General features: G+C 58.3%; 15 protein-coding genes and 1 tRNA gene. 13 read left to right on the forward strand and 3 right to left on the reverse strand.

Annotated elements, in window-relative coordinates:
* Positions 1 to 63: 63 nt before the first annotated feature.
* A tRNA-Arg gene (locus ACFSAG_RS08140) sits at positions 64 to 140 on the reverse strand.
* A gap of 198 nt (positions 141 to 338) precedes the next feature.
* On the opposite strand from ACFSAG_RS08140, the gene ACFSAG_RS08145 reads away from it, so the two are divergent.
* From ACFSAG_RS08145 to ACFSAG_RS08205, 13 genes are all read left to right on the forward strand, one after another.
* Positions 339 to 1,613 carry an acyl-CoA dehydrogenase family protein gene (locus ACFSAG_RS08145; RefSeq protein ID WP_374614677.1) on the forward strand — a complete coding sequence of 425 codons (1,275 nt, stop codon included), beginning with the start codon at positions 339 to 341 and terminating at the stop codon, positions 1,611 to 1,613.
* On the forward strand, positions 1,613 to 2,398 hold the full coding sequence (locus tag ACFSAG_RS08150; protein WP_381513349.1) for a TIGR03084 family metal-binding protein: 786 nt from the start codon (positions 1,613 to 1,615) through the stop codon (positions 2,396 to 2,398). The genes ACFSAG_RS08145 and ACFSAG_RS08150 overlap by 1 nt, the downstream gene beginning before the upstream one ends.
* 64 nt (positions 2,399 to 2,462) lie before the next feature.
* Positions 2,463 to 4,973, forward strand: a complete 2,511-nt coding sequence (locus ACFSAG_RS08155; protein ID WP_381513352.1) for a penicillin-binding protein 1A — start codon at positions 2,463 to 2,465, stop codon at positions 4,971 to 4,973.
* A gap of 115 nt (positions 4,974 to 5,088) precedes the next feature.
* Positions 5,089 to 5,628, forward strand: coding sequence for a hypothetical protein (locus tag ACFSAG_RS08160; RefSeq protein WP_381513354.1), 540 nt, complete (start codon positions 5,089 to 5,091; stop codon positions 5,626 to 5,628).
* Between the two features lie 179 nt (positions 5,629 to 5,807).
* Positions 5,808 to 6,593, forward strand: a complete 786-nt coding sequence (locus tag ACFSAG_RS08165; protein ID WP_381513357.1) for a hypothetical protein — start codon at positions 5,808 to 5,810, stop codon at positions 6,591 to 6,593.
* 130 nt (positions 6,594 to 6,723) lie between these two features.
* The gene (locus ACFSAG_RS08170) at positions 6,724 to 7,239 is read left to right on the forward strand and encodes a hypothetical protein (RefSeq protein ID WP_381513359.1); all 516 of its coding nucleotides are present in this window, start codon (positions 6,724 to 6,726) and stop codon (positions 7,237 to 7,239) included.
* Positions 7,240 to 7,293: 54 nt separating this feature from the next.
* Complete coding sequence (locus tag ACFSAG_RS08175) at positions 7,294 to 7,671, forward strand: fluoride efflux transporter FluC (protein WP_381513362.1); 378 nt, start codon at positions 7,294 to 7,296, stop codon at positions 7,669 to 7,671.
* Entirely contained in the window at positions 7,668 to 8,816 is a 1,149-nt protein-coding gene (locus ACFSAG_RS08180; protein WP_381513365.1) for an RluA family pseudouridine synthase, read from the forward strand. Before ACFSAG_RS08175 ends, ACFSAG_RS08180 begins: the two co-directional genes overlap by 4 nt.
* Entirely contained in the window at positions 8,816 to 9,433 is a 618-nt protein-coding gene (locus tag ACFSAG_RS08185; RefSeq protein WP_381513368.1) for an FMN-binding negative transcriptional regulator, read from the forward strand. Before ACFSAG_RS08180 ends, ACFSAG_RS08185 begins: the two co-directional genes overlap by 1 nt.
* Positions 9,430 to 10,095, forward strand: a complete 666-nt coding sequence (locus ACFSAG_RS08190; RefSeq protein WP_374614686.1) for an HAD-IA family hydrolase — start codon at positions 9,430 to 9,432, stop codon at positions 10,093 to 10,095. The genes ACFSAG_RS08185 and ACFSAG_RS08190 overlap by 4 nt, the downstream gene beginning before the upstream one ends.
* A complete protein-coding gene (locus tag ACFSAG_RS08195) occupies positions 10,092 to 10,328 on the forward strand; it encodes a hypothetical protein (RefSeq protein WP_374614687.1) in 237 nt (78 codons plus the stop codon). The genes ACFSAG_RS08190 and ACFSAG_RS08195 overlap by 4 nt, the downstream gene beginning before the upstream one ends.
* Before the next feature lie 2 nt (positions 10,329 to 10,330).
* A complete protein-coding gene (locus ACFSAG_RS08200) occupies positions 10,331 to 11,026 on the forward strand; it encodes an ATP12 family chaperone protein (protein WP_381513374.1) in 696 nt (231 codons plus the stop codon).
* 51 nt (positions 11,027 to 11,077) lie between these two features.
* Entirely contained in the window at positions 11,078 to 11,611 is a 534-nt protein-coding gene (locus tag ACFSAG_RS08205) for a hypothetical protein (protein WP_381513377.1), read from the forward strand.
* Here the strand turns inward: ACFSAG_RS08205 and gmk are convergent.
* Positions 11,608 to 12,249, reverse strand: a complete 642-nt coding sequence (gmk, locus tag ACFSAG_RS08210; RefSeq protein ID WP_374614690.1) for a guanylate kinase — start codon at positions 12,247 to 12,249, stop codon at positions 11,608 to 11,610. The genes ACFSAG_RS08205 and gmk overlap by 4 nt on opposite strands.
* A gap of 100 nt (positions 12,250 to 12,349) precedes the next feature.
* Positions 12,350 to 12,547, reverse strand: coding sequence for a hypothetical protein (locus ACFSAG_RS08215; protein ID WP_374614691.1), 198 nt, complete (start codon positions 12,545 to 12,547; stop codon positions 12,350 to 12,352).
* Positions 12,548 to 12,549: the final 2 nt, after the last annotated feature.

Consider the following 12,549-nt stretch of genomic DNA (forward strand, 5'->3'; position numbering starts at 1 on the left):
CTGAGTACTGCGCTTGCGGGCAAACTTGGCCAGCATCCGCCTGTTCTTGGTTTTGTACGCAAATGGCGCACCCAAGAGGATTCGAACCTCTGGCCTTTGCCTTCGGAGGGCAACGCTCTATCCAGCTGAGCTATGGGTGCGTGCAGGCAGGCTGCGAAGTCGGCCGGTTAGCAGGCACGGCAAAAAGTCGCTAGCCTTTTTTCTGCGCGCCGCGCGGGGCTCAACCGCTGTCATTGTGGCAAATCAAAACGGCAAAAATTTAATCGCGCGATTAAATTGCGCTTGACTCGCGATGCGGTGCGGTCAACCTTCCACACAAAGAGAGTGGAGAGGCTGTCATGACATTGTTCGAAATCCCCAAGGAAATTACTGATTATCTGGCCGAGCTTGATGACTTCATCGAGCGTGAGATCGTGCCGTTGCAGAATCAGGACGATAACAACCGTTTCTTTGACCATCGCCGCGAATGGGCGCGTACCGATTGGGACAATAACGGCCTGCCGCGCCGCGAATGGGAGGAATTGCTGGTCGAAATGCGCCGCCGCGCCGACAAGGCAGGGCATTATCGTTTCAACCTGCCGGTCGAATTTGGCGGCAAGAATGGCAGCCACCTCGCCATGGCCTGCATCCGCGAACATCTCGCGCAAAAGGGCCTTGGTCTGCACAATGATCTTCAGAACGAAAGCTCGATCGTCGGCAACCTCGTCCAGCCGCTCATGGTCCGCGATTTCGGTACCGAAGAGCAGAAGCAGGAATATATCCCGGCGATGCTTGAAGGGCGCATGCGCTGTACCTTTGGCCTCACCGAAGAGCATCATGGATCGGACGCGACCTGGATGGATACCCGCGCGGTTCCGGAAAAACGCGATGGGGTCGATGGCTGGCTGATCAACGGCAACAAGATGTGGACCACCGGTGCGCACCATCATTCGCATTGCATGGTCTTCGCCCGCCACAGCGGCAAGGATGGCGATGCGAAAGGCATAGGTTGCTTCCTCGTTCCGGCAGACACCCCAGGTTTCGAAGTCGGCGAATATCTCTGGACGTTCAACATGCCGACCGACCATCCCAAGGTTGCGCTCAAGAACGTCTGGATCCCGGGGCATATGGTTCTCGGCGATCTGGATTATGGCCTCGCTCTCGCCCAGCATTTCGTGCACGAAAACCGCATCCGGCAGGCTGCATCGTCACTGGGTGCGGCGCAATATTGCATCAACGAAGCGGTCAAATATGCGCGGGAACGCAAGCCCTTTGGCAAGCCGCTTGCGGTCAACCAGGCGATCCAGTTCCCGCTGGTTGAGCTGCACACCGAGGCAGCGATGCTGCGGCAGTTGATCTATGCCACCAGCGCCAAGATGGATACCATGCCCAAGCCCGAAGTGGCCAAGCAGCTCTCCGACGTAATCTCAATGTGCAACTATCGCGCAAACCGCCTTGTCTGCGATGCGGCTGACCGGGCGATGCAGGTGCATGGTGGTATCGGCTATTCGCGGCACAAACCGTTTGAGCATATCTATCGCCATCACCGCCGCTATCGCATCACCGAGGGTGCGGAAGAAATCCAGATGCGCAAGGTGGCCGGCCATCTGTTCGGCTTCATGAGCAAGGGCTGATGCAGCAAGCGCAGGATTTTCGGGACCAGAGCGAGGCAATCCACGCCTTGCTCTCGCCGCTTGCAGATGCGGACTATGCGAAGCCAACCCTGTTCAAGGGGTGGACGATCGATGAAGTCCTGCGCCACCTGCACGTCTGGAATATCGCCGCTGATCTGGCGCTGAGCGACGCGGAAGCTTTCCGGGCGTTTCTAGGGCAAATGGCAGCCGGCATTCGCGGCGGTCGACTGCCTGATTTCGAAAAGCAACATCTCGAAGGGCTTTCAGGCACAAAGCTGCGCGATGCCTGGATAGCGCAGGTCCGCGAGATGACACCGCGCTTTGCCAATGCAGATCCGAAAATGCGGGTGCTGTGGGTGGGGCCGGACATGAGCGTGATCAGTTCGATCACGGCCCGTCTGATGGAAACCTGGGCGCACGCGCAAGCCGTGTATGATGCGCTAGGTGTAGATCGCGTCGATGCTGATCGCATCGGCAATATCGTGCGGTTAGGCGTCAACACCTATGGCTGGACCTTCAAGAACCGCAAGGAAGAGCCACCGGGCCCGATGCCACGGCTGAAACTCACCGCGCCATCGGGTGCGATCTGGGAATATGGCGAGGGTGAAGACCTGATCGAAGGCAGTGCTTCCGAATTCTGCCAGGTCGTCACGCAATGCCGGAATATCGGTGATACATCGCTTAAGGTTAGTGGCCCCGTCGCGACGCGCTGGATGGCGATCGCGCAATGTTTTGCCGGTCCGCCGCAGGATCCGCCCCCAGTGGGTGCGCGCCACAAGGCGTAAATAAGCTCTCATCCCATCGACAAGGTTCTGGACGCTTGCCACGAATCCGCTAGAGAGACGGGCGATGGACGAGAGTGCGCCGACCAATGTGAGATACAAGCTATCCCGAAGCGCGGGAGGGCTATGGGAGCAGCTTCAGGCCAATTGGCAGAAGAAATGGTTCCGCTTGGGTGCCTATGCGGTCGGCGGGCTGGTGCTCGGTTATATCCTGCTGTGGGCCGTGTTGCTCCGCAATCTGCCCGATGCCGAGGCGCTGGTTGAATATGAATCGCCGCTGCCCACCGTGGTGCGCGACATCAACGGCGAGCCGTTCCACAGCTATGCGCGCGAACGCCGGGTACAACTCGATTATGCCGATTTTCCGCCGATGCTCGTCCGCGCCTATCTGTCGGCAGAGGACAAGAATTTCTTCAGCCATGGCGGCATCGATTATATCGGCATTGTTGTCGCGGTTTTCGACAATTTGACGAGCTCGGGCCGCTCGCGCGGGGCGTCGACAATCACGCAGCAGGTGGCGAAAAACCTGCTGCTGACCAACGAATATAGCTACACGCGCAAGATCAAAGAGGCGATCCTTGCCTATCGCATCGAAGGCGCGTTGAACAAGCAGCAGATCATTTCGCTCTATATGAACGAGATCGCGCTTGGCCGTCAGGCGTTCGGCGTCGAAGCGGCGGCGCAGGCCTATTTCGGCAAGAGCGTGGATGCACTCGAACTGCACGAAATGGCGTTTCTGGCTGCCTTGCCCAAAGCGCCGGAGCGTTACAGCCGTGCCGAACATGCGCGCGCCGCCATCGGACGCCGCAACTGGATTTTGGAGGAAATGGTCTCCAACGGCTGGGTATTGCGCGCCCGCGCCGATCAGGCCAAGGCGATGCCGCTCGGGCTCATTCCCCGGCAAGGCCAGCAATACAAGAATGAGGGTGGCTATTTTGCCGAGGAAGTTCGCCGCCAATTGATTGAGCAGTTCGGCGAGACTGCCGAGCAAGGCCCCTTTAGTGTCTATGCAGGCGGGTTGTGGGTGCGTTCGTCGATGAATCCTGAATATCAGGAATGGACATCGAAGGCGCTACGCGACGGCCTGCTGCGCTATCATGGTGGTCGCGCATGGAGCAAACCGATTGCCACCATTCCGATGGACGATGGCAAATGGCAATCGCGCTTGGCCAGTTCCAATATCGGGATCGGTTACAGCAACTGGCGCATTGCGGTTGCTATCCGCAAACGCGGTGGCGGTGCGGAGATAGGCTTTGCCGATGGCGACACCGGCGTTTTGAACGTTGCACCTGCGGCATTGAAGGCAGGTGATGTTATTGCGGTCGCGCCGATGGGTGGCCGGGCCTATCAACTTCGCACCGTTCCTGAAGTCGGCGGCGGGATGGTCGTGCAAAACCCGGTCAATGGGCGCGTGCTGGCGATGCAAGGCGGTTTTGACTCGCGCATTTCCAGCTTCAACCGCGCTACACAGGCGCAGCGCCAACCCGGCTCGACGATCAAGCCATTTGTTTATGCGACCGCGATCGACAGTGGCATGACGCCGGCTTCGATCATCGTTGATGGACCCTATTGCGTGTGGCAGGGCGCATCGCTTGGGCAAAAATGTTTCCGCAACTTTAGCGGCGGCGGGGCGGGTCCGCAGACGATGCGCTGGGGGCTGGAGCAATCGCGCAACCTGATGACGGTTCGTGCAGCGAGCGATTCCGGCATGGAAAATGTCGTGAAAACCTTCAAGGCGATGAGCATCGGGGATTACCCGCCTTATCTCTCTTATGCCCTGGGTGCAGGCGATACGACCGTGCTCAAGATGACCAACGCCTACTCAATGCTGGTCAACCATGGGCGTGAATTGAAACCGACGGTTATCGATTTTGCGCAGTCGCGCACCGGCAAAGTCATCTGGCCCAAGGATTGGAAGCCTTGCAAAGGCTGCAATATGAAGGATTGGGATGGAAAGCCCATGCCGCGCTTCAAGCCGGGTGGGAAACAGGTGATGGATCCGGTGACGGCCTATCAGGTTGTACATATGCTCGAAGGCGTGATCCAGCGCGGTACGGCAACCATCCTGCGCGATCTTGATCGGCCGCTGTTCGGCAAGACGGGGACGACCAATGGTCCGACCAATGTCTGGTTTGTCGGCGGTTCGCCGAACCTTGTTGCGGGTGTTTATCTGGGCTTTGACCAGCCGCGCAACATGGGTGGCTATGCACAAGGTGGTTCGATTGCTGCACCGATTTTCAAACAGTTCGCCCGCCAAGCCTATGCCGGCCTCCCCAAGCTACCCTTCACCGCACCCAATGGTGTGCGCTTGGTTCGCATCGACCGCAAATCAGGTAAACGTGTCTATGGTGCTTGGCCTGACGATAACGACCCCAAGGGTTCTGTGATCTGGGAAGCCTTTGCGGCAGAAACAGAACCGAAGCGGACGATCCGGCAGGATGAGCTAGAGAAACGCGACGACAAGCCGAAGAAGAAGGAAGCAGCAGCTTCGACGGCATCCGATGGAGCCGGGGCAAGCGGGCAAAGCAGCGCCCAGCGCGACCAGGAATTCATGACCAAAGAAGGCGGTATTTACTAGGCGCAAGCGGTTGTAAACTCTGCACCGCAAAGCCCTTAAGTTTACCACCCTTTAACCATTTTTCTTCAGTATTTCCCGCGAAGAAATGGTCATGCCTGAAACTCGGGAAGCAAAAATGAATAGCAAGTTCAACCACATAGCCATTGCTGTCGCAACTACCTTTGTCGGTTTGGGTGCGGCCTCTCTATTGGCTACGCCTGCGATGGCAGCGCCGGTGATGCTGCTTTCCAATTCGGTAGCGTTGTCGAGCGAGGCAATGATCGAGCGGCAGGAAATCGGCGCGGATGGCAAAGAACGGATTGTCCTCAAACAACCCAAGGACGTGATCGTCGTACCCGGCGACAGGGTGGTTTTCACTTTGCGCTATGTGAACAAGGGTTCGGAACCGGCGGCGGATTTTCGCGCAGTCAATCCGATGCCCGGGCCGGTCCAGTTCGTGTCGGTTGCAGAGGATTGGGCCGAAGTATCGGTCGATGGCGGCAAAAGCTGGGGTAAATTGGCCGATCTCAAAGTGTTGGTGGCTGGCGAGGATGGCGCCGCAGCAACACTTCGTGCGGCAGCGGCAGAAGATGTGACCCATGTGCGCTGGATTTTCGCCAAGCCGATCGCGCCGGGTGCAGAGGGCACTATTTCGTATCGCGGGATGGTCAAATAACACTGCCGCCAATTCTTAACCCTTGGCTGGCGGATGTCTCTCGCTGGCACAGGGTTTGTATTCCATTGTAAAATCAATTGGATCGGTGGCTTCGGAACTCCGGTTAACCTTGTTTGTCACTGGATTTGCGCCATCATGCGACGCAGCCAGACGGGCAACAGTTAATCCGGAGCATGAACATGCAGATCAGGAAACACAAATTTGGCCAAACCGTCGCGCTTCTGGCTCTGGGCGGCGGCATTTTGATGCTGTCTGCCTGCGGCGGGGGGAGCGAAGGCGGAGACGATGTCGCTGCACTTGATGAAAAATTGGTCGGCAAGGGCTCCGACCCCGCAATGACCGGCGCGGTGCAAGACAAGATACTGGTCGACCCGGACCTCGCAGGCAAATCGAACGCCAATATGGTGCGGGCAGGCGACAGCCCATTCGATGGCAAAAAGCCATCTGACAGCGGCTATGAAGGTGCAACCGCCTCGGCAGAGGAACTTGCCAATGCGAAGCTGATGCGCGCACCCAAGCCGCGCGTCGTTGGCGCTGAAGAGTGCAATGATTGCGCAGCCAATCGCGGGGAGACATTGGAGGCAAGGGCCGCAGCGCAAGGTGTGAAACGCGGTAAGGGCACTTGTGAGGCGAAACTGCAATATGGCGCTGGTTGGGCGGCGCGCATGCCGACCGAATTCCCGGTCTATCCAAATGGCCGAGTGAAGGAAGCGGCGGGTGTTGAAGGCGGCATCTGCGATATCCGTGTTGTCAGTTTCACCACAGGTGCGGCTCGGCAGGCGGTCGTTGATTATTATTACACGCGGGCAAAACGTTCGGGTTTCACCGCCGATTATGAAATTCGTGATGGCGAACATATGCTCGGCGGCGTGCGCGATAATGATGGCGGTGCTTATGTGATTACCCTGACTGCGCTCAAGGGCGGAGGCACTGCAGTCGACATTGTGGCCAATAATGGCCGCTGATCATTCTTCCTGTTTCGCAACCGAAACGACTGGGGGGCTTTTGCCCCCCATTTCTTTGGTGGCCAAACTCTGTCCTAGGAAGCGGATGGATTCCACCATATAGTTAGCGCGTTCGGAGTGGAGAATTGCCATGCGCCTTGCTCTTTTTGCTTTTCCTGCCGTGCTGATGGCATCCTTGCCGGCCCATGCAGATGATGAAGCGCCGCCCAAAGCTTATACCGACCTTCTGGCCTGCCGTTCGATCGAAGATACCGCTGCGCGCCTGGCATGCTTTGACAGGTCGAGCTCTGAATTTGAAAAGGCACGTTTAGCGAAAGAGGTTGTCCTTTTGGATCGCAGCGATGTTCGCAAGACGCGTCGTTCGCTTTTCGGCTTTTCGCTTCCTGACTTGCCCTTCTTCGACGGGGATGACAGCGCAGAAGAAGACGAGCTCAAAGAAATCAAGACAACGCTCGAATCCGTCCGTGAATTGGGCTTGGGCAAATGGCAGTTCACCATACCCGATGGTGGAACCTGGCAAACCACAGAAGCCTTGACTACCTTCCTGCGCGAAGGCCTGTCGATCACCATCAAAAAGGGCGTCGCCGGCGGCTATATGATGAAGGTTGGCAATGGCCCACTGCGCCGGGTGAAGCGCGTCGACTGACGTTAGCAAGATACGGGGCTGTTTTTCCCCAATTCTATCGCTAATGCAGGGGCAATGCAGTCTTATATCCTTGTGATGACCGGCGGTGCCATTGGGGCAGCCGCGCGCTTTGGCTTGGCGCGTGCGCTTCCTGTGACGGCGCATGGCTGGCCCTGGCCAACCTTTGCAGCTAATTTGCTGGGTGGGTTGTTGATGGGATTGCTCGCAACATTTGTGTTGCGGAACGGGGATGCGGGAGAGAATGTGCGTCTCTTCGCCGGTGTCGGCATTCTAGGCGGCTTCACCACATTCAGTGCCTTCAGCCTTGAAATGGCGCAAATGGTCGAGCGTGGCGAAATCGCGCTGGCAGGCGGCTATGCGCTGGCTTCGGTGCTTCTCGCACTGCTCGCGCTGTTTATCGGGCTTGGCCTCGGTCGGGCGGTGATGGCATGAGCAAGGACAGCCAAAGCATCCGCCGCTTTGTCGTTGATGCCGAAGATGACGGTATCCGACTGGACCGTTGGTTCAAGCGGCATCTGCCCGACGCCAGCTTCAACATCGTCTCGCGCTGGGCGCGCACCGGCCAGCTACGTGTGGACGGCAAGCGCGCCACCCCCGGCGATCGCATCGAAGCAGGGCAGGAAATCCGCGTGCCACCCGCGGAGCCGGTTGCCGATGCACGGCCGAAACGCGTCCGCCCCGAAATCAGCGAGGAGACCGCAGAATTCGCCCGCAGTCTGGTGATCCACAAGGACAAGGCAGCATTGGTGATCAACAAGCCGCCAGGCCTTGCGACACAAGGCGGCACGAAAACCGCAGAGCATGTCGATGGCCTGCTCGATGCTTTATGCTTCGAACTTGAGACACGGCCAAAGCTGGTCCACCGGCTCGACAAGGATACGTCAGGCGCCCTGTTGCTTGCCCGCACGCCGCGCGCCGCAGCCCATTTTTCCAAGGCCTTTTCCTCGCGTACCGCGCGCAAGGTATACTGGGCACTTGTCGTCGGCGTTCCCGATATTCATGACGGTTTCATCGACCTGCCGCTTGCCAAACAGCCTGGCACAGGTGGGGAAAAGATGCATGTCGACCAGGAACAGGGGCAGCCGTCGCGCAGCCGATATCGCGTGGTCGAACGAGCGGGCAATCGATGCTGCTGGGTGGAATTGCAGCCTTATACAGGCCGCACCCACCAGTTGCGCGTGCACATGGCAGCCATCGGCCATCCCATTGTCGGTGATGGCAAATATGGCGGCAAGGATGCTTTCCTGACTGGGACTATCAGCCGCAAGATGCACCTGCATGCGCGGCGTATCCGCATCGACCACCCTGATGGCGGGCAGGTTGATGTGCGTGCAGACTTGCCCCCGCATATGGCGAATAGCTTTGCTGATTTGGGCTTTGATCTGGAAATCGGTGACGCGCTCTTGCTCGACGAACCCAAGAAATCTGAAACCCTTGAAGCCAAGCGCCGGGCAGCCGCCGCGCGCGCCAAGGATGCGCGGAAAGAGCGCAAGGGCGAACGGCGCAGCCGGGGTGCTGCCAAAGCGATGGCCAAACCCGGTCGGAACAAGGCGCCTACCAAGGGGCGAAAGAAATAATGCACCCAAATTCCAAATTCCGCCTGCCTGGCAGCGATGCCGACCAGCGCGCGATCATGGAGGCGCTGGTGCAGGAAATCGGTTTCGGGATGGTTTTCGTCCAAACCCCTGATGGACCGCGCGTTGCCCAAACTGCGCTCTTTTCCACCGGCGACGGCGCGATTCAATTCCACCTTGCCAATGGCAATGCGCTCACCCGCCATCTGCATGGCAGCGAAGCGTTGGTGGTGGTCAACGGGCCAGACGCCTATGTCAGCCCTGATTGGTATGAAGGCGAAAATCAGGTTGGCACGTGGAACTATATCAGCATCGAACTGGAAGGGCCGGTCCGCAAGATGGATCATGACGGGCTTGTTGCGCTGCTAGACGATCTGAGCGCCGTCAACGAAGCCCGACTGGCACCCAAAAAGCCATGGACCCGCGACAAGATGGACGCGGCCTATTTTGACAAGCTGACTACCGCGATTACGGGTTTTGAAATGGAGGTTCGTGCGTGGCGACCGACCTTCAAACTGTCGCAGAATAAGAGCGAGGCCGAACGGCTGCGCGTTGCCGATCAACTGGAAAAGCTGGGAAAGCGTGCGCTGGCGCATCTGATGCGGGAATGGGTGGCATGACCGCATTGCGCCTCGCCATTTTCGATTGCGATGGCACGCTGGTCGACAGCCAGGCCAATATTTGCATGGCAATGGAGCATGCGTTTGAAGAAGCGGGCCTGCAGCCGCCGGCACGCCATGCGACGCGGCGCATCGTCGGCCTCAGCCTTGTAGAGGCGATGCGGCAATTACTGCCCGATGCCGAGGATAGCCTGCACCAGGATATGGCCGAGCGCTACAAGCAGGCATTTTTCACGCTGCGCGGAAACGGCTTGGTCGATGAGCCGCTCTACGACGGAATGGCTGCCGTGTTGAGCGAACTGGACGAGAATGGCTGGCTGCTCGGCGTAGCGACTGGCAAGTCCGATCGCGGGCTCGATCGCTGCCTTGATCATCATGGCATCAAGGGCCTGTTCGTGACGTTGCAGACGGCTGACCGGCATCCATCCAAACCGCACCCGTCGATGGTCTGGCAGGCCCTGGCCGATGCCGGGGTCGATGCGGCAAATGCTGTGATGATTGGCGATACGGTTTACGATATCCATATGGGCAAAGCGGCTGGTTGCCGCACTATTGGCGTCTCCTGGGGTTATCATCCGCTGGATGAATTGCGAGAGGCGGGCGCCGATCATCTGGTCGAAACGATGGAAGAGCTGATGCAGGCATTGGAAGGGCGATCATGAACAGTGAAGAACGCGAAATGCAGGCGAAACAGAGGTTCATAATTTTGAACCTGCTGCGCTTTTCGGGGGCAGTCATTGTGATGTTGGGCCTTGCGATCAGTGCCGGGCGCCTGTTTCCCGATTTCCCGCCACTGCTGGGATACTTCTTCCTGATCCTGGGAATGATCGAATTTTTCCTTCTTCCCGTTTTGCTCAAGAAAAGCTGGAACAAGAAGGACGCCGGGCAGGGCTGAACATGCGGCGATTTTGGAAAAGTGTTGGCCTTGAACAGGGCACCTACGGTTATGGCATCCGCCTTGATGGGCGAGCGCTCAAAACGCCTATGCGCAACGAACTCTACCTGCCAACCAAGGCGTTGGCAGATGCGGTGGTTGCCGAGTGGGAGGGGGTAGCAGAAGAGATCGACCCTGCAGCGATGCCGATGACAGGTTTTGCCAATGCGGCAATCGATCATGTTGCACCCGATCGTGCCGCCTTCGCTGCCTCGATCGCGGCCTATGCGGAAAGCGACGCTTTTTGCTATCGCGCCGAGCCTGACGAACCGCTCGCACCCAAACAGGCGGAAATCTGGGGCCCCTGGCTCGAATGGGCGCAGGGTCGCTACGATGTTTCGTTCCGTATCGTCCATGGTGTGCTCCACCAACCGCAGCCTGAAGCCACGCTTGAAAAATTGCGTGCCGCCGTGCTCGCGCGCGGGACCTTTGAGTTGGCGGCAATGGCCAAATTGGCGCATCTCGCCGGATCACTCGTCGCGGTACTCGCCATTGTGGAGCGCGCTGGAACACCCGCTGCGCTGTGGGAGGTGGTGTGCCTTGAAGAATTGTGGCAGGAACAGAATTGGGGTGCCGACTATTGGGCGCAAAAGAACCGGTCAGATCGTGAGGCAGAGTTTTTACACGCTGCCCACTTCCTCGAACTGCTCCGCATTTAACGCAAAATTGAATTTTTATGTTATCGTCAGCCCACTGCGCAGGAGTGGGCGATGCAGGCTTATGTAACGATTGAGGGGCTGTTGCCTCTGATGGCCGTTGGAGTGGCGTTTGTGCTGCTCCTAATAACCGTCTTGTTGGTTCCCGGCACATCCAAGCCAGGCTGGATGGTTTTACGGCCCGGGGGAATGCACTGGTTTTCCTTTCTGGGCAGTGCAGCAATTTCTGCGTTGATTGGCTGGGTCTGGATTTTCGTAGGCTCGGCACGCTCGGATGCCGAATTCCAGATGCGGGTTGCCTGGTGGCTATCCTTCATTTTTGGGGCGGGCGCGGTGTATGCAGGGCTGTTGGTCTATCGGCTGCGCAAACTATCGCTTCGGATGCGCGGCCGCACGATTGCCTATGATGAGGATGGCCGTGAACGGCGCTATGCGGTTGAGGATTTTGTCGCCTGGCGTCGGCGCTGGCGCGGCGATTTCCAATTGCTGTTCAAGGACGGCAATGTCGTTGCGCTCGATCCTTTTGCACGCAACAGCGACGAATTTATGGGGCGGCTATATGACGAACCACTGCCCGAAGAGCTTTAGCTGGCGACGAGGTCCCGGACAAAGCCGATCAGGCCCTTTTGCCTGCGCCGCTTGAGGCGCTCTGCAGTCAGGATCTGGCGTACCTGGGCAAAGCAGCGTTCGACATCATCGTTGATCAGGACATAATCATAGCCATCCCAGTGGCCGATTTCGGATTTCGCCCTCGCCATCCGCTCCTCAATCACGGCATCGCTATCCTGCGCGCGCGCATGCAGGCGGCGCTCCAACTCCTCGATTGAAGGAGGCAGGATGAAGACGCGCACGACATCGGGGCCGGCTTCCTGATAAAGCTGCTGTGCGCCCTGCCAGTCGATATCGAACAACACATCGCGGCCCGCCGCCAGTTCGGCCTCGACCGGGCCCTTCGGCGTGCCATAGCGATGTCCAAATACATGCGCCCATTCAAGGAATTCGCCATTCGCCGCCATGGCCTTGAAAGTCGGAACATCGGTGAAATGGTAATGCACACCATCAATCTCGCCGGGCCGGGGAGGGCGGGTAGTGTAACTCACCGAAAGCGCGATTTGCGGTTCGGACTCGAGCAACATGCGCGACAATGTCGATTTGCCCGCGCCAGAAGGCGATGAAAGGACAAACAAAAGCCCGCGGCGCTCGAGTTGATTATGGGAACCAGCCATAGCCGCTACTGGTCGAAGAGTGGGCGGGGCGTCAAGCGGGTTTTAGCAATAAGGCAAGTCCGGAACGCCGTTAACGACGTTAAATCGAGACTGGAAAGTTCTAGCTCTTCCGCTTCTTACGTTTGTCGTAAACCGTTTTGGCCAAAAGTGCACCGCCGACCAGCAATGCACCCGGTATCGATCGCGTTGCAATCCGGGTGGCAGCAATGCCGAGGCCAGCGCCCAATAGGCCATGGCCACGCTTGCGACCAACAACTTCTCCGACAACAGCACCGGCAATGGTTTTCAACAGGGGCATGT

Source organism: Sphingorhabdus buctiana (assembly GCF_042680825.1).
GTDB lineage: Bacteria > Pseudomonadota > Alphaproteobacteria > Sphingomonadales > Sphingomonadaceae > Sphingorhabdus_B > Sphingorhabdus_B buctiana.

What these genes read in the sequence shown, in the direction of transcription:
- ACFSAG_RS08145 (WP_374614677.1), top strand. Translation starts at nt 339, where the DNA reads ATGACATTGTTCGAAATCCCCAAGGAAATTACTGATTATCTGGCCGAG.
- ACFSAG_RS08150 (WP_381513349.1), top strand. Translation starts at nt 1,613, where the DNA reads ATGCAGCAAGCGCAGGATTTTCGGGACCAGAGCGAGGCAATCCACGCC.
- ACFSAG_RS08155 (WP_381513352.1), top strand. Translation starts at nt 2,463, where the DNA reads ATGGACGAGAGTGCGCCGACCAATGTGAGATACAAGCTATCCCGAAGC.
- ACFSAG_RS08160 (WP_381513354.1), top strand. Translation starts at nt 5,089, where the DNA reads ATGAATAGCAAGTTCAACCACATAGCCATTGCTGTCGCAACTACCTTT.
- ACFSAG_RS08165 (WP_381513357.1), top strand. Translation starts at nt 5,808, where the DNA reads ATGCAGATCAGGAAACACAAATTTGGCCAAACCGTCGCGCTTCTGGCT.
- ACFSAG_RS08170 (WP_381513359.1), top strand. Translation starts at nt 6,724, where the DNA reads ATGCGCCTTGCTCTTTTTGCTTTTCCTGCCGTGCTGATGGCATCCTTG.
- ACFSAG_RS08175 (WP_381513362.1), top strand. Translation starts at nt 7,294, where the DNA reads ATGCAGTCTTATATCCTTGTGATGACCGGCGGTGCCATTGGGGCAGCC.
- ACFSAG_RS08180 (WP_381513365.1), top strand. Translation starts at nt 7,668, where the DNA reads ATGAGCAAGGACAGCCAAAGCATCCGCCGCTTTGTCGTTGATGCCGAA.
- ACFSAG_RS08185 (WP_381513368.1), top strand. Translation starts at nt 8,816, where the DNA reads ATGCACCCAAATTCCAAATTCCGCCTGCCTGGCAGCGATGCCGACCAG.
- ACFSAG_RS08190 (WP_374614686.1), top strand. Translation starts at nt 9,430, where the DNA reads ATGACCGCATTGCGCCTCGCCATTTTCGATTGCGATGGCACGCTGGTC.
- ACFSAG_RS08195 (WP_374614687.1), top strand. Translation starts at nt 10,092, where the DNA reads ATGAACAGTGAAGAACGCGAAATGCAGGCGAAACAGAGGTTCATAATT.
- ACFSAG_RS08200 (WP_381513374.1), top strand. Translation starts at nt 10,331, where the DNA reads ATGCGGCGATTTTGGAAAAGTGTTGGCCTTGAACAGGGCACCTACGGT.
- ACFSAG_RS08205 (WP_381513377.1), top strand. Translation starts at nt 11,078, where the DNA reads ATGCAGGCTTATGTAACGATTGAGGGGCTGTTGCCTCTGATGGCCGTT.
- gmk (WP_374614690.1), bottom strand. Translation starts at nt 12,249, where the DNA reads ATGGCTGGTTCCCATAATCAACTCGAGCGCCGCGGGCTTTTGTTTGTC.
- ACFSAG_RS08215 (WP_374614691.1), bottom strand. Translation starts at nt 12,547, where the DNA reads ATGCCCCTGTTGAAAACCATTGCCGGTGCTGTTGTCGGAGAAGTTGTT.